The 19,047-nt window shown below is 45.9% G+C and carries 19 protein-coding genes; 8 read left to right on the top strand and 11 right to left on the bottom strand.

Annotated features, from left to right (window positions below):
* Positions 1-18 precede the first annotated feature (18 nt).
* From PPG34_RS01435 to cysC, 4 genes are all read left to right on the top strand, one after another.
* Positions 19-1,422 (top strand): FAD-binding oxidoreductase, encoded by a 1,404-nt coding sequence (locus tag PPG34_RS01435; RefSeq protein ID WP_313831349.1) that lies wholly within the window; start codon positions 19-21, stop codon positions 1,420-1,422.
* A 16-nt stretch (positions 1,423-1,438) separates the two neighbouring features.
* Entirely contained in the window at positions 1,439-2,173 is a 735-nt protein-coding gene (locus PPG34_RS01430) for an SDR family oxidoreductase (RefSeq protein WP_313831348.1), read from the top strand.
* Positions 2,174-2,698: 525 nt separating this feature from the next.
* Positions 2,699-4,162: a sulfatase gene (locus PPG34_RS01425; protein ID WP_313831347.1), complete on the top strand. Its 1,464-nt coding sequence runs from the start codon at positions 2,699-2,701 to the stop codon at positions 4,160-4,162.
* 149 nt (positions 4,163-4,311) lie between these two features.
* Positions 4,312-4,935 (top strand): adenylyl-sulfate kinase, encoded by a 624-nt coding sequence (cysC, locus tag PPG34_RS01420; protein ID WP_313831346.1) that lies wholly within the window; start codon positions 4,312-4,314, stop codon positions 4,933-4,935.
* Between the two features lie 14 nt (positions 4,936-4,949).
* Here the strand turns inward: cysC and PPG34_RS01415 are convergent, their stop codons facing one another.
* The 10 genes from PPG34_RS01415 to PPG34_RS01370 form a co-directional block, all read right to left on the bottom strand.
* The gene (locus PPG34_RS01415) at positions 4,950-5,489 is read right to left on the bottom strand and encodes a hypothetical protein (protein ID WP_313831345.1); all 540 of its coding nucleotides are present in this window, start codon (positions 5,487-5,489) and stop codon (positions 4,950-4,952) included.
* A 167-nt stretch (positions 5,490-5,656) separates the two neighbouring features.
* Complete coding sequence (locus tag PPG34_RS01410; RefSeq protein WP_313831344.1) at positions 5,657-6,748, bottom strand: sulfotransferase; 1,092 nt, start codon at positions 6,746-6,748, stop codon at positions 5,657-5,659.
* Positions 6,741-7,145 (bottom strand): hypothetical protein, encoded by a 405-nt coding sequence (locus PPG34_RS01405; RefSeq protein WP_313831343.1) that lies wholly within the window; start codon positions 7,143-7,145, stop codon positions 6,741-6,743. Before PPG34_RS01405 ends, PPG34_RS01410 begins: the two co-directional genes overlap by 8 nt.
* A 2-nt stretch (positions 7,146-7,147) precedes the next feature.
* The gene (locus PPG34_RS01400; RefSeq protein WP_313831342.1) at positions 7,148-7,348 is read right to left on the bottom strand and encodes a hypothetical protein; all 201 of its coding nucleotides are present in this window, start codon (positions 7,346-7,348) and stop codon (positions 7,148-7,150) included.
* A 664-nt stretch (positions 7,349-8,012) separates the two neighbouring features.
* Entirely contained in the window at positions 8,013-8,831 is an 819-nt protein-coding gene (locus tag PPG34_RS01395) for an OmpA family protein (protein ID WP_313831341.1), read from the bottom strand.
* 322 nt (positions 8,832-9,153) lie between these two features.
* On the bottom strand, positions 9,154-11,937 hold the full coding sequence (locus tag PPG34_RS01390; protein ID WP_313831340.1) for a bifunctional diguanylate cyclase/phosphodiesterase: 2,784 nt from the start codon (positions 11,935-11,937) through the stop codon (positions 9,154-9,156).
* A gap of 86 nt (positions 11,938-12,023) precedes the next feature.
* Positions 12,024-12,758 carry a nucleotidyltransferase family protein gene (locus tag PPG34_RS01385; protein WP_313831339.1) on the bottom strand — a complete coding sequence of 245 codons (735 nt, stop codon included), beginning with the start codon at positions 12,756-12,758 and terminating at the stop codon, positions 12,024-12,026.
* 10 nt (positions 12,759-12,768) lie between these two features.
* Positions 12,769-13,884, bottom strand: coding sequence for an aminoglycoside phosphotransferase family protein (locus PPG34_RS01380; RefSeq protein ID WP_313831338.1), 1,116 nt, complete (start codon positions 13,882-13,884; stop codon positions 12,769-12,771).
* Between the two features lie 377 nt (positions 13,885-14,261).
* Positions 14,262-14,462 carry a hypothetical protein gene (locus tag PPG34_RS01375; protein ID WP_313831337.1) on the bottom strand — a complete coding sequence of 67 codons (201 nt, stop codon included), beginning with the start codon at positions 14,460-14,462 and terminating at the stop codon, positions 14,262-14,264.
* The gene (locus tag PPG34_RS01370; RefSeq protein WP_313831336.1) at positions 14,459-14,722 is read right to left on the bottom strand and encodes a hypothetical protein; all 264 of its coding nucleotides are present in this window, start codon (positions 14,720-14,722) and stop codon (positions 14,459-14,461) included. Before PPG34_RS01370 ends, PPG34_RS01375 begins: the two co-directional genes overlap by 4 nt.
* A gap of 254 nt (positions 14,723-14,976) precedes the next feature.
* Between PPG34_RS01370 and PPG34_RS01365 the strand changes: the two genes are divergently transcribed.
* The 3 genes from PPG34_RS01365 to PPG34_RS01355 all read left to right on the top strand — a co-directional run bounded on the left by PPG34_RS01365 (position 14,977) and on the right by PPG34_RS01355 (position 17,556).
* Positions 14,977-16,638, top strand: a complete 1,662-nt coding sequence (locus PPG34_RS01365) for a fumarate hydratase (protein WP_313831335.1) — start codon at positions 14,977-14,979, stop codon at positions 16,636-16,638.
* 310 nt (positions 16,639-16,948) lie between these two features.
* The gene (locus PPG34_RS01360; RefSeq protein ID WP_313831334.1) at positions 16,949-17,239 is read left to right on the top strand and encodes a hypothetical protein; all 291 of its coding nucleotides are present in this window, start codon (positions 16,949-16,951) and stop codon (positions 17,237-17,239) included.
* 56 nt (positions 17,240-17,295) lie between these two features.
* Positions 17,296-17,556, top strand: a complete 261-nt coding sequence (locus tag PPG34_RS01355) for a hypothetical protein (protein ID WP_313831333.1) — start codon at positions 17,296-17,298, stop codon at positions 17,554-17,556.
* Between the two features lie 146 nt (positions 17,557-17,702).
* Here the strand turns inward: PPG34_RS01355 and PPG34_RS01350 are convergent, their stop codons facing one another.
* On the bottom strand, positions 17,703-18,167 hold the full coding sequence (locus PPG34_RS01350; RefSeq protein ID WP_313831332.1) for a tetratricopeptide repeat protein: 465 nt from the start codon (positions 18,165-18,167) through the stop codon (positions 17,703-17,705).
* A 541-nt stretch (positions 18,168-18,708) separates the two neighbouring features.
* On the opposite strand from PPG34_RS01350, the gene PPG34_RS01345 reads away from it, so the two are divergent.
* Positions 18,709-19,038 (top strand): hypothetical protein, encoded by a 330-nt coding sequence (locus PPG34_RS01345; protein WP_313831331.1) that lies wholly within the window; start codon positions 18,709-18,711, stop codon positions 19,036-19,038.
* The last annotated feature ends 9 nt before the right edge of the window (positions 19,039-19,047 follow it).

Here is a 19,047-nt window from a genome sequence, read left to right as displayed (position 1 = left end):
TCATTATTGAAATCAACCATGGCTCGATATCAATCATGGGGCTGCTACCCAAAGACCCAGCGACAGCAGGTCCACCCCATTCTCTGGGCCCATGAGACTCCACAATTTGAGACTTTGGAGTCGAGTGTGCTTCCCCATGCTTACGGAAGAAGTTATGGGGACAGTTGCTTGAACGAGGGTGGAATTCTCCTTGACACAATTTCGCTTAATCGATTGCTTTCCTTTGACGCCTCAACCGGCATCCTTCAATGCGAGTCTGGGGTCAGCCTTCAAGAAATCCTCAAGGTTGTGATCCCACATGGATGGTTCATACCGGTCACTCCGGGGACGCAATTCGTATCCATTGGAGGAGCGATTGCAAATGATGTCCATGGGAAAAACCATCATCGCTCTGGGACATTTGGGTGCCATGTGAATAGTATGGAAATACTTCGTTCCGATGGTACGCGAATGTACTGTTCGCGCACTGAAAACCCCGAATGGTTTCGCGCTACGGTCGGAGGATTGGGCCTTACCGGATTAATTTTGCGGGCTGAAATACAATTAACTCACATTCGTAGTCCCTGGATTTTAGCTGAGCGTTTAAAGTTTTCTCATCTTGAAGAGTTTTTCCTGCTGTCATCTTCTTCCGAAAAAGATTTTGAATACACAGTTGCTTGGATCGATTGCTTTGCCCCAGAAAATAATTTGGGAAGAGGGATATTTATACGAGGTAACCATGGAAATGCTGCGAATTCACCAACCCACACACCAAAATCACGCAAATACCTACAGGTTCCATGTAATTTTCCATCCTGTTTCTTAAATCCAGCTGCCCTTAAATTATTTAATGCTTTGTACTACCATTCGAGGCCTTTTTCTTCTGGGTTAAAGAATGAAACATATGAGCAATTTTTTTACCCCTTAGATTCAATCCTCAACTGGAACCGTCTTTATGGGACTTTCGGATTTCTCCAACACCAATGCGTCATTCCACCCGAGCATCAAAAAGAAGGAATTTATGCTCTACTAGCTAAAATAAAAAATTCTGGCCAAGGGTCTTTTTTGGCAGTTCTCAAACAATTTGGGTCAATCTCTTCGCCTGGTCTTCTCTCCTTTCCAAGACCTGGAACGACACTGGCCTTGGATTTTGCATTTCAGGGAGCACGCACACTGGATTTACTTGCCTCCCTGGATGAAATTGTCCTGCAATACGGTGGGGCCGTATATCCAGCCAAGGACGCAAGAATGTCTGCCTCAAATTTTCAACGTTTTTTCCCGCAATGGGAGACACTAATTCAATTCATGGATCCGAAATTTTCTTCCAGTTTCTGGCGACGAGTCACCACATCCCATATTTCTCATTGCTTGATGGAGGAACCGAGCGGAAGGCTATTAGACCCACTTTCGAAATCAGAAAATACACTTATTTCAATGCCATAACTACATGAGGCAACCCATGAAAATTCTCATTTTAGGCGCCACTTCTGCGATTGCTCACGAAACGGCAAAGCTTTTTGCTTCAGACGGTGCAGAGTTCTTCCTAGTAGCACGGAACAAGGAAAAACTCGACGTGGTTGCAGCAGATTTACTTGTCAGGGGAGCACGACGGGCAGAAGAATTCCCAATGGATCTAAATCTTTTCGAACTACACCAACAACTGATTGATATCGCAAATGCAAACCTATCCGAAATCGATATCGTTCTCATCGCTCATGGCACCCTCAGCGACCAAAATGAATGCCAAAACAACACGCCGGCATTGATCAAGGAGTTTAATACCAATTGTTTAAGTACTCTCTCCCTTTTAACCCATCTTGCAAACTACTTCGAACAACGTCGAAAGGGTTGCATCGCGGTAATTTCTTCTGTGGCAGGAGACCGGGGACGACAGAGTAATTATATCTATGGCACCGGCAAGGGGGCCGTGACTCTTTTTCTTCAAGGTCTTCGAAATCGACTAGCGCCTTTTGGAGTTTCTGTGGTGACAATTAAACCGGGATTTGTCGATACTCCAATGACAGCCCATTTGAAAAAAAATGGACTCTTTGCAAGCCCAGCTAGGATAGGAAATCAGATATACCAGGCCATTTTGAAAAATAAAAACGTGGTATATACTCCAGGGTTCTGGTGGCCGATTATGACCATAATAAAGTTAATACCTGAAAACATTTTTAAAAAACTCAAACTTTAAGCCGATTCTTTCGTCACTCTATTTCCCCAAGAACCTACAATGCTTAACAAAGAGCAGCCACAAACCCTGTTTCCCTCTTCACCTTTTATCCACGTCCTCATTGGAATATGGGCGGGTTTTCTTGCCGGTACAGGTGAGATAGCAATTTACGCAATAAAAAAATACCTGTTTCACGGGATCCATATCATTCACAGTCCACATTTCGTTTGGATGTCTCCATTGGCGAACATGCTGATTTTCGCTGCCTTCGGGCTGCTCTTTGTACTGATAAATTCCTTCAAGGCAGAAACGATATCGGTCCGTTCAAGTATTGTTCTATTCACCTTTCTTTGGTCACTAAGTCTTCTCCTCATGTTATTCCCCCTAAATCATTGGTTAGCTCTAGTGGTCGGCCTCGGACCAACCATATTCATTTCCCGAATAATATTTTTAGACGTACAACAGTTTCTTTTAATGTTGAAAAAAACTTCAATTATTTTCCTTGTGATTGAGTTCCTAATTGCCGTGTCACTCACAAGCGGACAAATGATAATAGAATACCAAGCCATAAAAACCCTGCCCGCTCCAGTGTCGCAACAAACCCCGAATGTTTTATTCATTGTTCTGGATACTGTCCGCGCCCAAAGCTTAAGTCTATATGGCTATGATCGAGAAACAACCCCAAGACTCAAAGATTTTGCAGCAACAGGAGCCCGATTCGATCAGGCTTTAAGCACGGCACCCTGGACCCTTCCATCTCATGGAAGTATGTTTACGGGGTATCACGGGCATGAACTCTCAACGAATTGGCGGGTTCCCCTTGACGCCACTTATCCCACCTTGGCCGAAGAGCTCCGAAACGCAGGGTATCTCACCGCCGGATTCGTGGCTAACCTTGAATACTGTAGTTATGTCTATGGAATCAATCGTGGATTCATTCACTATGAAGACTTTGAATTCTCTCTTGGAGAACTTGCCGTCAGCGCATCACTCATACGTAGCATTTTCGGCATACCCAACGAACGATGGTTCACTTATTACGAACTGTTAAATAGAAAAAAAGCTCCTGACATTAATCGCGCTTTCCTCGACTGGCTACCACAAGCAAAAGAGGAGGGCCGACCTTTCTTTGCCTTCTTAAATTATTTTGATGCACATGAACCCTATCTACCGCCAGCCCCCTACAAGGGAATGTTCGGAAAGGACGTCGACACATTGCCTTTTGCAGACCTTTGGAAAAATTACACCCCGGCTGAAGCTGAAAGACTTCAAAATTTATATGACGGGGCCATTGCCTTTTTAGATTTTCAGATTGGAGAACTTCTTGATCAGCTTCGATCTGACGGCATCCTGGAAAATACTATCGTCATCATTACATCGGATCATGGAGAGGAATTTTCTGAGCATGGAATCCCGAGCCATGGACATTCTCTCTATGGTCCATCCCTCAACGTCCCACTGATTATCTCATTCCCTCCCAAAGTTCCAAGAGGAAAAATAGTAACTGAATGGGTTTCGCTTCGTGACTTGCCAGCAACCATTGCTGATTTAACCAATCTTCAGAATCCTGGTACCGATCAGACTTTTCCTGGATATTCACTTGCTCGTTATTGGAATGATAAAAGCATTCAAAAAGATTTTCCTCCCATAACGGACCCCATCCTATCAGAACTTCGCTATGCCATGTATCTACCTGAATGGCATCCGGTTTCCAAAGGAGACATGAAATCAATGGTCATTCAAGATTTGCATTATATTCTTAGAGGTGATGGAAAAGAAGAAATCTATGACCTCCGAAAAGACCCTTGGGAAACCAGAGATCTTTCAGAAACTGTATCTGGTCAGGCCCTAGCAGCATGTCTTAGAAAACAACTGGATACCACCATATCCTCTAACACCAAAAGAGCAAATCTTGTATCAACAATACAAAACCCCGACCAATTGCCACTTCACCATGAGAATTCCCCCCATTCCTGCAAGGAACTTATTAACGGTAAGGAGGAAAGTTAGATAACTCCAAAAATATATGGCCAAAACTAATTCAAGCAAGGGCTATATTACCCCGATTAAATTATTAGTTGGAGTATCTTTTTTTTAGAATAAGAAAATTGACAACCATTGACCAAAAGATTATGAAAGAAAAATGAGGGAGTCCCAGGATGAAAAACACTGGCTTTACCATTTGGTTTACTGGACTACCAAGTGCGGGAAAAAGCACGTTGGCTCGAGTGCTTCATGAAATCTTGGATGAAGCTGGATTGCCAGTTGAGATCCTGGATGGAGATGAAGTCCGACAGCGTTTGACAAAGGGGCTTGGGTTTACAAAAGAGGACAGAGATGAAAACATTCGGCGAATTGCTTTTGTTTCTAAACTATTAACTCGAGTTGGTGCAATTGCAATCGTCGCGGCTATTTCCCCCTATCGAGAATCCCGCGAACGCGCCAAAGCTGAAATTGGCAATTTTCTTGAAGTCTATGTGGAATGTCCACTCCAGGTCTGTATGAAACGGGACGTCAAAGGGCTCTATGCAAAAGCATCCAGAGGTGAAATCGAAAATTTTACAGGGATTTCGGATCCGTACGAACCTCCAATTAGCCCAGACATTACAGTGCAAACTGACAACATTCTACCAATATCCAATGTCACTAAAATCCTTGAACACCTTGTAGCACACAATTACATTCCAGCAGCCATGATCCAAACCTTTTTCCAGGAAGAGGAATCGTCTCGTAATCTTGGTAAAGCTATGGACCCTAACCTCAAAACCCAATGGTCCATATAATAAAACCCTTCATGCTAATTGACTGCTCGATAGTCCATCAAAAAAACTTCACTTAAATCCTCAACTTTTTCTTGGATACTCTCAATACCGCCAACACCCATGGAAGCGACTTCCCAAGTGACCGCAGAAGGATTACTAACTTTTCCTTCTTGTTCGAGGCTCACTATCTGGTAAAGTTTAATCGTTACAAAGAAAGTATGGAAGTTGTTCTCTCCTTTTATGATAGCAACATTTATGTGGAGAGATGGAATTAAACTCTCTTCCTCATACTCATCTTTTGAGTGCACGACCAAACCTAAACTTGAGACTTTTTGTTCAACAAGGTCTTGCAGTTTCGTTTGGGTGGGTCCACTTCTAGACAATCCAATATTTACCAGTACAAAAAGTTCCTTAATACCAAGCAAAGTTTCTTTTGGTGCTGGTCTCTTTTCAGATCCAAAAGCCAAGTCGAAAGAAAAGATAAACAAAACACAAAAGACCAAATACAACCCCAACCTCGAGACATTTTTTCCACTCATTAACAAATTTCGACAAGAAAACGAAGGAACTACCATGCGGTTCTCATATTTTCGCACCAGACTAAAATGATCAAACCCGGCAATCTCATAAACACATAGACTAACAGTGAAATACTATACTCTAAAACAAAATATTACCATTGAACAAATGAGGAATGTTATTTTTGAAAGGAAACTCTCAGGCTGAGCAGTTGCCATGAACTTCAACGATCAGCACAGCTGTATTCAAATTTCGAATTCACATGCACGGAAAGACCCTTTAAAGTCTTGTACACTTTTTCCGTTTGAGCATCTAAGGTTCGAATCCCTACGGGCAAAGAACCCCGTCTTGTGTCATTCCTTACCTGAGAACAAAACGGTTTCAACAGGATAGGATCTAAAGACAAAACCCGACCTAACCTATCAAAGCAGTTACTTGGATCCAGGCAAAATTCATCATAGTCAAAAAAAACAACATTCGAGGCATGGTGTTGAATCAAATACTCATAAACACATTTCCAGTATCGAAGCCAGTAATTCAGTTGGTCGAGCTCATCCTTATGCCCAGGCAAAGCTTCATCACTCACCCTGAAGGGTTTAAAATTTTCTCCAAATTCGAAATGCCCTAACCAATTCATATATTGCAAAGAAAAGGTATCTTCTGAATGGATTTTTCGAAATTGCTGATGTTGAGCTAAAAGAGACCGTGAATGATCAAAGGGATTTCTAAACGGCACGATGATAATAGACTCAGGAAACGCTTCTTTCAGACTGTTAATCCGCAAGACATTATTGTTATTTTTTGCCAAATACCTAGTCGAGCGGCTTCCTTCACTTTTCGCAATAATATTCGCCACGAATCTTCGATAATTTTCTACCACTTCTTCATCGATAAACTGCGGTTCAATCCACTTCTCTTGTACATACTTCTGTCCAGTAAATGTCATCCAGAACACTTCTTCAAATGCTTCAGGGCTATCAAAATTGACATACAAACCATCGCCATGTGCCCTTTCTAATTTTTCAGCTGAATGACGATAGCTTGCGGTCAATGCTCTCCAGATGAGTGGGGACGTTACAAAAGGCATGTCCCGATACGTCAATGTTGTAAATTGACGGGTTGAATAAAGGGCTTCAAGGAGAATCGTCGTTCCCGCGCGTGCCAAGCCGGCAATAAATACTGGAGGGGGAGCTTGAACATGAGTATATCGAAGCCTGCTAAATACACAATCTATATCAAACCCAACCTTCTTTATGAGGGGATTATCCAGAACCAGATGATGTAATGTTTTTGTCGCAAAAGTATATTCAGCCATAAGTCAATCTGATCCGGAATAATCCATAAATCATACTAATGGCAATCACGATAATTTGCATATCAAGTCTATATAAATTTTCCAACCCTTCCGGCAAGCTCTCAAACACTACAAGGCCGATTAAACCATAGACGACACAAAATGATACCACCAACAATCCAAGACAATAAAAAACTTTTATGGTTGCAGCCAATATTTTTGCCGCATAATAGGGAAGAATTTTTTCTTTCCAATGATCTGAGATTTTCGATGTTGATAATACGGCAAACGCCTTTAAAGCTGTACCCTTCACTGCCTGGACGTAATGATTAACTTGGACATAGAAAAACAATTCCGTCACGATGACAGCACCTATCACCATAGGAATTGCTGCAAAAATGGATTGTATTTTTGGCATGACTAGGCTCTTTTAGTAGAGCTTTTCCAAAACATTCGTTTGAGCGGATACCAAAAAATTCCAAGCAGGCCTAAAAGCACTGAAAACAAAACGCCAAGTACCACACCTATCACTCCCAAGCCTAACCCTGGCCCGACATAGGCATGAGCCTGTAGTGGAAAAATCAGCACAGCAGCACAGAGAAATAAAATTACAATCGTCATATTTGCCACTCCTACTTTGGAAGAAATCTAAGCCCTACCACAGCGAGGCATAAACATACGCGTGTCTACATTTTCGGCAGATAAAATTTATGCCTTAAACGATATTAAAAATTGCTTTCTTTGATCTTTTTGAATGCTTCTCTCCGTTACGGCTTAAACTTGCAACCAGAGTTCAGTTATTTCTTCTATATATTTAAAAAAATTTCAGCGAATACCTTTGGATCATCAACGAGAAAAAACTGTGTAAAAGGGGCAAGTGGCAGAAAGAATGAAAAGAATAAATACGGTAAGCCCAAAGACAAGACCAGAGGAACATGAACCCGTAGGGTTCAGAACAAGAGGAAGGAAGAACTCAAAAAGTCTTACTAGGTAAACTCCGAGTTGGTAGGCTCTGCCGGTAATAGGACTCAACAAATGAAAGCCTTGGGCAAAACATAGTAACAGGCCAACATGTTGAACAATATGAAGAATTTAATATTGGCTTATCGTATCCTATTCATAGAAACAATGCTATGGTGTTGTCTGGTAAAAGAAAATAAAGCACCACAACTCTGATGAGTGCCAAAAGGGAGCTACGCCCTTCATGCCTTATGGGATAATTCTTCTTTAAGTATGTGCTATAAACTGACAATTCACAACATAGCTTATATCGAACAAGTGCGTGTTAATGCCTAGCCATATTCATATCCGATCCAAAATGGGCTCGGCGATTTTCTTGGAAACAGGCTTCAGAAAAGGAATGACACTTTGGTTTATCTTTGCCAAATGAGGTGACAACCAACTGGCGATGATCCACGCCGAGAAACCCTAAATATTGATGAACCATCGTGGCACGTTTTTCACCAAGAACATAATTGTAAGCCTGCGTACCACGCTCATCACAATGCCCTTCAATCATAATTCGCTCGTGAGGGTGAGCCTTTAACCATTGCGCATTGGCTTCAAGAGTACGACGCGCATCTTCTGTAAGCCGCCAACTATCAAATTGAAAGTAAATATCTCGAAGACCTTTTGAAAACGTCACGCCTTTTTGGGACGCCTCTCCCCGTGCCCCGCCTTGCAAATTATTGCCAATACTTCCGTCTGATAAGGGGCCACCTGAGGAAGCATAAGGTGCATCATAAAACCCAGTGGAACCTGTTGCCGGGGTCGTCAGGATCGCCCCATCCGCAGACTCCTCAAACAATTCCAAGCCATCGTCCCCAGCAAAAGAATTCTTCCCCGTAACGCTATGGGAAAGAGATGTATGCATGCCACCGGCATTTTCAGACTCAAGATCAAAATCCTTCATCTGATAATCTCGATCAAGCCCCGCCAAACTACCCAACGTGTGCGGGGAATCTTTTAAGGACGCACGGGCAAGCCTGTGATCTTTCCCAGCCGAGCCCCTCACCATTTTTTTCCCACAACCAGAGGTTAATCCCAGGAGGCTGATCCCTAGGAGTAGGATACCAATCCGTTTCAACATCTGCTTCATAATCATACACCTCTCATTATTAACAGCTACGTTAGTTATATTCCGGTGACTTTTGAGTGCCCCTCACCCAATTGAACCAAGTGTCTGATGTGCCCCTTTCATAAGGGTAATGCAAATTCAGAACCAATTTTTTTGATTAACACTTGATTATTTGAATATTGATGAAGAAAAGGGAAGGTGCCCACAAAATATGGGTGGTAGTACATTTATCCAGACAAGATGAGTGAAGAGGTGGAGAAAGTATGGTTTTTCCTACACCCATAGAATGTTGAGGCAAATTTCCAACACTCGTGACATTTTTCCAACGGGGGGACAATACCGGGGAAAATTAAAATTCCGAAGCCCACCAACCACGAAGCAACGTGGTCATTTCGTTGGCGGGCAAGGGACGCGAACACAAATACCCTTGAAGATGATGGCATCCATGCTCACGCAAGAAGGTGACTTGTCCGGCTGATTCCACTCCCTTAGCCGTGATGTCTAAATGGGCGGCTCTTGCTACCCCAAGGCATTGCTGAACGCCATCAACCGCATGGGAAGAACTGGGCAAGTCAAAGACCAAAGAGGAGGCTAATTTCAAACGTCGAAACGGAACCCGCTTGAGAAGACGAGAAAGAGATTCGCTATCTTCTACATCATCAAGGACACAGGCAATACCCAAATCTGCCGCTTTTTCCACCAAGCGTGAGACTCCCTCCTGATCTCCCATGACCGTCGTCTGGGAAATTTCAATCGCAAGTCCCTTGGGATCATAACCCGTCTGATGAAGCGCGCGTTTAATCGTTTCAATTACAACATCTGGATCATCTTGACTCACAGAGAGATTCACTGTAATTGGCCCGGTAGGCAAGCCAAGAGTTTTCCACTGTTGATTTTGCTCGCAAGCCTTTCGAAGCACCCATTCCTGAAGCGATGAAAAAAAGCTGGATTCCTTGGCCAAAGAAAGAAATTGATGAGGAAACACCAACCCCAATTCCGGGTGCTGCCATCGAAGCAACGCCTCCATTCCCAGAAGATTCCCGGTGCGGACATCCACTTCTGGTTGAAAATGCAACGTAAATTCCTCTTGCTGCCAAGCCGTCTGCAAACTCTTTTCCAACATTAACCGTTCGAAGGCTTGTGAATTCAATTCTTCGGATACAAATTGGTAGCAATGCCCCCCTTTTTCCTTGGCGCGATACATGCCTCGGTCAGCCTGAGCAATCAGAAGATCGGGATCTTTCGCATCAAAGGGAAACAGGGCAATCCCAATACTCGCATGCACCAAAATCACCTGCCCACCAACCTCAAGGGGCTGAGCCAGAGTCTCTAAAATTTTCTGCGCCACATGGCCAGCATCCTGATCACGTTCCAAATCCTGCAAAAGAATTGTAAACTCGTCGCCACTCAATCTGGCCACTGTGTCCGTCGCTCGCACGCATTGAGTGAGACGGCCCGCGACAGTTCGAAGCAACTCATCACCCATCTCATGCCCAAATTCATCGTTGACGAATTTAAATCGGTCGAGATCTAAAAACATAACGCCCACAGCACGATCATGACGTCTCGCCTGCCCCAACGCCTGCTTAAGGCGATCGAAAAACATCGTGCGATTTGGCAAATCCGTCAGAGGATCATGATGAGCTAAATGGAAAAACTTCGCTTCCGTTTCTTTACGCAGAGTAATATCTTGATGAATCGCCACAAAGTGCGTGATCTTGCCTTGATCGTTTCGCAAGGGAGTAAAGACAAGCTCCACCATAAAGGACCGACCATCCTTTCGTTCATCCACTAACTCATGACGCCAGAGTTTTCCAGGAGTCGAATGCCGGTGAGCTTTCCGCATAGTCGTACGAAGCCTGCTCGACTTCAACACTTGAGGAATCGTCCCGATAAGCTCGGCCGCCCCATATCCCGTCAACCGGGTATAGGCATCATTGACCCATTCGATCCGCCCTTTGGGATCAGTAATAAAAACCGCATGTTCAGCCGAAGCAATGGCCGCCCCACGCACACGCAAATGTTCATATTCCTTTACAAGTAAGAGACTCACTGAGACCTGACTAGCCAACTTTTCTAACCATTGTCCCGTAGACACATCAAACGCATCCTCACGAGAAGCCCCCACGGCCAACACACCTAATACCTGCCCCCGTGCGCAAAGCGGCACAAACAAACTAGCTTTTAACCCGTATCGTTGGCCAAACCCTTTGTGAGGCCATTCCGAATCGCTTACTTGGAACCCGTGTGATACCTGGGAAGCCATGACGGCCTTCACACAAGTTACGTCCGCAGCGGATAATTCAAAGTCCACATTCCCGATAACCGAAGAATGACTCCCCGCTTGGGCGGCCAACGTCACCTCCCCATCCAGTTCCTTTAAGGCAACCCAGACCAAGGGATAGGCAAACACTTGCACAAAATGCTGGCATAAGTGCGAGAGAATTTCTGGCAAGGTCACGCCTTCCAATACATGCTCGCCCAATGCTTGAGTTAACTCGTCGCTACCCATCATCCGTTTCTGTGCTGAAATATTACGAATCAACCAATGGACAGAAGATAGGACGCCGTCAGGATTGCGTAAGGCAGAGATGGTAAGAAATGCATCAAACGGATGACCTCCGGCTGGAGCCAAAGTCATTTCCCATTCCAAGCCTGGTTCTCCATCCTCAAGTTTCCGCAGGTGCTGGAGAAGAACAAACCGGTCGTTGGGGGCCAGTAGATCTAAAAGGTTTTGACCAGTGAGTTTGTTCGAGGGTAAGGCCAACAATAGCGTAGCGGAATGATCGGCAAGTTGAATTATCCCGCTGGCATCAGTCACAAAATGACTATCGATTTGTAGAAAGGGGTCAGGCATATGCGGCCTCACAAGTCCTTTCGAACCACCCACAGCCCCAAATGAAGACGTGTCTTGATTTTTTGAGGCTGGAGGTATCATCCCTCCCCGTTGCAACGCAGTGGCGACGGTATCCAGTTCCTGAGACAAGTCTTGGGCAGTAGTGGGGGAAATCCCTTCAGGAGAATGAACGAGCTTTTGAAGTTGTGCTTGTACGCGGCGAAGCCGTTTGGTGAGCTCCCTCGTATGAGTAGCGCGTTGAGGGGAGGAACGTCGAGATTGTTGAGGGTTGCTCATAAGATCGCATACACCAAAGGGTTTGTGGCCATTTTGACACAAATCCTGCTCAAGTCGTCAATAGGCCACACACCAAGAAAAATATCTTATGCAGGGAGACGAATACGGCCGAAATCGAAATCTTGTTGAACCTGGGCATAACGTTGAGGAGTGCCGACATCCGACCAATAGCCAGTCAAAAGATAGCTGGAGACTGAGGCTCCCCGTTCCAGCCACAACACATAGGCATCAATTATAGAGTAAGGAACACCTTCGGGAACATGGCGTAAAAGAAAAGGATCAACCACATGGATTCCTGCAAACATACGTCGAACGACGTACTCCCCATCCTGGCTCGCAGGTCGCCCATTCCCATTAATCCTCAACACCTGTCCCTGAGCATCCGTTTCAATCACCCCCCATTGATCCACATCGGGATCATCACGGAGCACCATGGTCGCAATCGCCTCGGCCTCACGATGATGAGCAATCACCGCAGACAAATTAAGATCAAAAATCGTATCCCCATTAATCACTAAGAACGGTTCGCCTTCAAAAAAGGGTTCCGCCTGTTTCACCCCACCTCCCGTCCCCAACAACACTGGCTCGAAGGAATAAGTTACCTTTAGTCCCCATTGACTCCCATCCCCAATAGCATGTTGAATTTGTTCACCAAGGTAATGGAGATTCATGATGACATCTGCGATGCCATGCTTGCGCAGAAGCAACAGATTCCAGACCAACAGCGGATGGGGCCCCAAGGAGAGCAGCGGCTTTGGAAGGGAATTCGTGAGAGGACGTAACCGGGTCCCCAACCCGGCGGCTAGGACCATGGCCTTCATGGGAGAGAACCTACTGCCATTCTTTCACATAGGGGGTGAGTGCAAGACGCAATGGTTCCAGCTCAGGATAGCGTTCCAAATTTCGACGGACATATCCCAATGTGCGGGGAATGTCCGAAAGAAATTTTGGATTTCCCTTGACCTGATCGATATACACAAAACGACCTGCGGCTTTGAGATTACGTTGAATACTCGTCCAATCAAATAGTCGGCGAAACGCCACAGGATCAGTCAGAAGCATGTCGTCTTGCGTGGCAAGATCCAACTCGGCACACATCCCTTCCCGATAGCGAAGAATCATCTCATCAATGAAGGCATCATCCAAAGCCATGTAGGAATCTCGCAATAAGGACGCCAGGTCATATGTCGCGGGTCCTAATAGCGCATCTTGAAAATCTATCACCCCCAGTTGATCGCCATGCACCATCAAATTCCGGGAATGATAATCACGATGAGTAAACACCTTGGGTTGATCTGCGAGATATTCGGCCATGGCGTTGAACGTCTCACGACAGACCTTCTCATGATCCGCACAAATCGGTTTCTTCCCTTGTCGCACCCACACTCCATATTCCATAAAATGTTCGAATTCCCACATGAGCAACGCCACATCAAAGCCCCGGGAAAACGCCAGGCAAGGATCCGCAGCTTGAGGTTTGAGGGACACGTGCATGCGAATAAGGGTATCAATGGCATGGGGATAATACCGCCGAATCGCCGCCTCCCCTCCTTCGAGAATTGCCTGAAATAATGTGGTATCTCCCAAATCCTCCAAATACACAAGCCCGGCAGTGTCATCGAAAAAATAAAGCCTGGGAACCGAGATGCCGGATTGCGCCAATGGCCGTAACACGTTCAAAAACGGTAGCTCATGAATAACAGTTCCCGCCCCACTCACGGCCTCTTCGGAAGCCTTGAATCCTTCCGGGTCTGCCAACTGCATGAGAATCAAAGAAGGAGATCCTTCCCCCTCTACATGCAACCGAAAATAGCGACGGTTCGACGCATCGCCAGCCAACGGTTCCATGCTTGCTAATTTAAAGGGAACACCTAAACGGGTTTGCAAAGTCGTCGCGATTAACATGGGATCAGGAGGAGCCGGAATGGATGTCGTGCTCACACTCATAAGTGTGGGAATTATACGTCGTCCAGTCTGTCTTGTCACATTTCGGCGATAAGGTTTTTTAAGCTGACCTATTTATTAGGAACCGCTTTTTCTCATTCACCTTAATCATGGAAGGAATAGGTAGAGGGCCCCCCAACGCACTTCTTCAACATACCTCAGGGTGGGTCAGTCGGAAGGGTTGGTAGTTTTCTTACGTCGGAGATTTTTTATATGGCTGGGCATGACCTCCCTTACCCCTGTCATCCTGAGCCAACCGGCGAAAAACCTCTCGTTCACGGACAAAAGACCCTTCGTTCGAAGCAGATCCTTCGCTTCAGTCAGGATGACACTCAGCGTTATCAAGATAATAGAATCAGGAGGGGGGAGAATTTCTTGATCTATTCCCCTTTACTCTCGTGATGACCGTCTTCATGATGGCGATCCTTATGCTTTTCCCCTTTATGCCCTTTTCTATGTTTTTCTTGATATTTTTCTTTGGCTTCTTTTCGCTTCTCCCGATGTTCCTTAAATGCCTGAACTTGATCCGGAGTTAATTCCGCTTCAATCCGAACCGCAGTATTTTTGCGAATGGATTTCATTTCCTGGTGTATAGGGCGTCAAGTTTTTTAGCCTTGTCTTCAAGTATCGGTTTAATTTTTGCCTGCTGGGCATCGGAAAGTCCTAACCTTTTGGTCAATTTGGCTATTTGTTTATCCGGACTATGATCATGTTTGTGCCCACCTTCACCTGCCCATCCCGCAGCTACCAAAACCAGACTACACACGGTCAAGGCCAGCGCACCCATAAACGATTTCAGAGTTTCCCCAGATCTTCCTGTACCAAAAATCCTGTGATGCATAAATTCCTCCATGAATGTGAAAACCATTGGATGTCAATTCCTTTCCTTCAAGCAGTATACCAGATCCAGAAAGTTTGCCTTGATCCCTCCACTCTGCTCATCACTAGGTGCATTCCAAACCAAAAGTATGGCAAGATCGGACACAGAAACTGGGGAAATCCAAGCCCCCTTCACAGATTGTGACTCCTTCAGCCAACACATTGGAAAGGAGCAAGCATCGAACGCAAACCACGAAACATAAAGGAATACGCACCATGGCCGAGTTTCAGTATCAGGAGATCTTTGAACACAGGACCGATACCACACCGTATCGCAAACTGACGTCCGACTATGTTTCCACCACCATGTTCGAGGGACAAGAGATTGTGCGAGTGGATCCTCAAGCCCTTACTCTCCTCGCCCGCGAAGCCATGGATGACATCGCGCATTTATTACGACCAAGTCACCTCAAGCAATTGGCTAATATTCTAGACGACCCCGAAGCGTCTCATAATGATCGTTTCGTGGCCATGGAGCTCCTCAAGAACGCCAACATCGCGGCCGGACGAGTACTCCCAGGGTGCCAAGACACCGGCACCGCCATTGCCCTCGGGTATAAGGGTCAACAGGTCTTCACCACCGGTGATGATGCCGAAGCGCTCTCCCGTGGCATTTACGAAGCCTACGATCAACGCAACCTGCGTTATTCCCAGATGGCGCCCCTCGACATGTATACCGAAAAGAACACTGGCACAAATCTGCCCGCGCAGATTGATCTCTATGCAAAACCTGGAAACGAATACCGATTTCTGCTTATCGCCAAGGGCGGGGGTTCGGCAAACAAAACATTTCTCTATCAAGAGACGAAGGCTCTGCTGAATCCAAAGTCCCTGCTCAATTTCGTTTCCGAAAAAATTCGTACTCTTGGCACCTCCGCCTGCCCGCCGTACCATCTGGCGCTGGTCATCGGCGGCCTGTCTGCAGAGTTCACCTTGAAAACCGTGAAGCTGGCAAGCTGTCACGATCTCGATGATTTACCAACCACCGGAAATCCCCAAGGCCGAGCCTTCCGGGACACCGCACTGGAAAAAGAGATCTTGGAACTATGCGCTGAAACCGGCATAGGGGCACAATTTGGCGGGAAATACTTTGCCCACGATGTACGCGTTATCCGCCTACCTCGACACGGAGCGTCTTGCCCTGTGGGGTTGGGAGTGTCCTGCTCGGCCGACCGACAAATCATCGGCAAGATCACCAAGGACGGGGTCTTCCTCGAACAACTCGAAACTAATCCCGCGCAATATCTTCCAGAGATCACCGAAAAAGACCTCGATGGAGACGTCGTCAAGATCGATCTCAATCAACCCATGCCAGCCATTCTTGCTGAACTTCGAAAACACCCAATCGCCACCCGAGTGTCACTCACCGGACCAGTGGTCGTGGCCAGAGACATCGCACATGCAAAACTCAAAGAGCGTTTGGATTCTGGAGAGGGTCTTCCCCAATACCTCAAAGACCATCCGGTCTATTACGCCGGTCCCGCAAAAAAACCCAAAGGCCATGCATCCGGGTCCTTCGGTCCCACCACTGCGGGACGCATGGATTCGTATGTCGATCAATTTCAAGCCGCAGGAGGCAGCATGATTATGCTTGCCAAAGGGAATCGTTCGAAACAAGTGCGCGAAGCCTGTGGGAGGTATGGCGGATTTTATCTCGGCTCGATCGGCGGTCCTGCCGCCCGCCTGGCCGAACACAGCATCAAAAAAGTCGAAGTCCTGGAGTATGAAGACCTTGGCATGGAAGCCGTGTGGAAAATTGAAGTCGAAGACTTTCCTGCCTTCATCGTCATCAACCACGAAGGCCAGGATTTCTACGCTGACCTCGCTAACCAACGCCCACCTAACTTGATTCAACCAACCCCAACGGGTAAGAAATGAACCAAATGGTTACCGGGCCCCAGCCCTAACCAACATTCTTATTTATCCACCTGGAATCTACGTTGACGCGCCATCAATTAGCTGCTACTTTGGCTTTACGTAAGAAGTCGCCTGACCTTCCTACCTTTCTCCGTAATATTCTCGTATTCAACATGGGCATGGTGGATTTGGTGTTCCCGTACCCCTACACCTTTTTTCCAGGCAACCATATCGCGTTATGCCGAGGACCGAGTAAGCCGTCATCGTTTACCATTCCCTCCGTCTGAGGACCTCCACATAGCCTCTTGGGAGTGATGACAAGGAAAATTCTATGGCCAGAATCAACCTCGATCCCCTTCTCACGTTTTCCGACGGCTCACAATTGGTCGTCAGCACTCAGCATTCTGGAGAGGGAAGATTTGAGTGCGAGCTATTCGTGATTCGAACCAGGGACAACAATAACTGGGAAATTGATTCCGTATCGGCTCACATGTCCGGAATCTCTTCCATGGAAGCCCAGGACTTTGCATTTCGGTCCGCTCAACGCCTGTACCCCACCCTCACGGAGGGGATCAAAAAACCACCGTACCTAATTTGGCACGGTCCTTCTCAACAACGGTGAACCCCCGTCATCCAGTAATCACTGATAATCGAACAGCATAAACAAAGGAAGCGACCATGAATTTTTCTCGGTTATGGCCAGGTAGTGTTCGTCCCCAAAAAAAGAAACGGACCCGTCCCAAAATGTCCCGTCTTTCTTTGGTTTTAGAAGCGCCAACCAAGCCAACCCCTAATGCCATGGAGGAAATCCGACGCCAAGCCGTAAGTATGTCCAGCACCGGACCAAAACTTATTACCCCAACCACGCACTCCACCAAAACTCAGCGCACACGACCTTCACAGAAACTTGTCCAAAAAAATGCAGTGAAGCAAATCTGAACCTGTCAGTAATGTTGGCAGCATTAGTTGAACACGTCAGGTAACAATTTTCGATTGAGGGAATGACAAAAAAAGGAGGTAGGACGAATCCCGCCTCCTTTTTTCATGTCAAATTTGGTTGTGTTAGATTGGAAACGACCTAACCTTTACCCCTTCACATGGGCTTGTAAAATCGCAGAGTCCTTAATACTGGGATTATCGGGAGCGAGATCTAACGCTGTTTTGAAATGGTTGGCGGCTTCTCCGTGGTTACCAAGTTTATCGAGCGTTAATGCCAAATTATAATGCGCTTCGGCTAGATTGGAATTGGCCGAAACAGCTTTTTGGAAATGCTCTTGGGCTACATCAAAATGGCCTTGTTGAAAATGAGATATTCCCTCATTGTTGTCATCTGCCCCAGCAACGCCATCGGGTGCAGAAAGAGCCATGGGCCCTGAAGCGTCAAGTGCCTCTTCCATAGCCGGTTCACCAGGGGCTTCCATTGAAGGTTCCGCTTCACTCATGACGGCGGGTTCTGATTTGGACGCATCAGACCCCTTACCGGAATCGCAACCACTCACAGACAAACCTACCAACATACTCAACGCAACCACAAAAAATGTTTTATTCATAAGAGTACTCCTTCCTTGGAGGGTAAATTTTTTGTTATTTGATGTAACAGGGAACTTAGAGCAATACACGAAACACAACATCGGAACACCAATCCTGTGTTTGCCGACGCCAGGAGCAATTCACCAATATGGTTATCACTCCCCACCCACACTCAATTGTTTCAATCGATCTGAAAAGAAGGACGAAAGAAATGATTCCTGGAAAAGGCTAAAAGAAATGCCCTGATGAGAGGTAGCTTGATCCTATTCACTGAAACTGTCAAGCCCTAGAAAATATTGAAAAATCTCAACCATTCCATTCGAATAGTTTTAGCCATTTTAGCCAAGATTACCAGGACCTGAATGTTTCTCCAATCACTGTGCTAGTACTCCCGTTCTGACTTTTCCATACTTTTAACTTCCTCAAAGGCTTTTAGGTGCATTCTATGTTATGGCCTAACCTGGGTTGAATATTTTCGGCATGCCTGGCAGTCTTATCATATTATTTTCATTTCATTTTTGCTCCCTTGAACCAAGTAATGAAAAGTAGGAGAAACGTCATATGGCAATGGATCCAGCAAGTCTCCAACGCATCAAGGTTTTTGCAGAGTTTATCCAACATGTGAAAAGCTCTGATGTTGAGCTTTCGTTTGTCAGCACCCCAACTGAACACGGCGACAATATTACCGCCACCGCGATTCTTAATGGTGAACGAAAAAACATTGGCCTCGTGTTTTGGGACGTCAGTTTGCTTCAAGCGCAGGGGCTAGTGGATACTTTGGATGACGATGACCTCGCTTTGGGCATGAACATTACTGATGGCATGGTTGAAGACGCCGAGAAGATTCTCCATTTTGCGACAAGCGAACTGGCCAAACTTCACGAAATGTAAATTCCCACT

This window comes from Candidatus Nitronereus thalassa, from assembly GCF_032191465.1.
Lineage (GTDB): Bacteria > Nitrospirota > Nitrospiria > Nitrospirales > UBA8639 > Nitronereus > Nitronereus thalassa.
The sequence above is the reverse complement of the archived record's forward strand: the minus strand, read 5'-3'. Positions and strand labels throughout refer to the sequence as shown.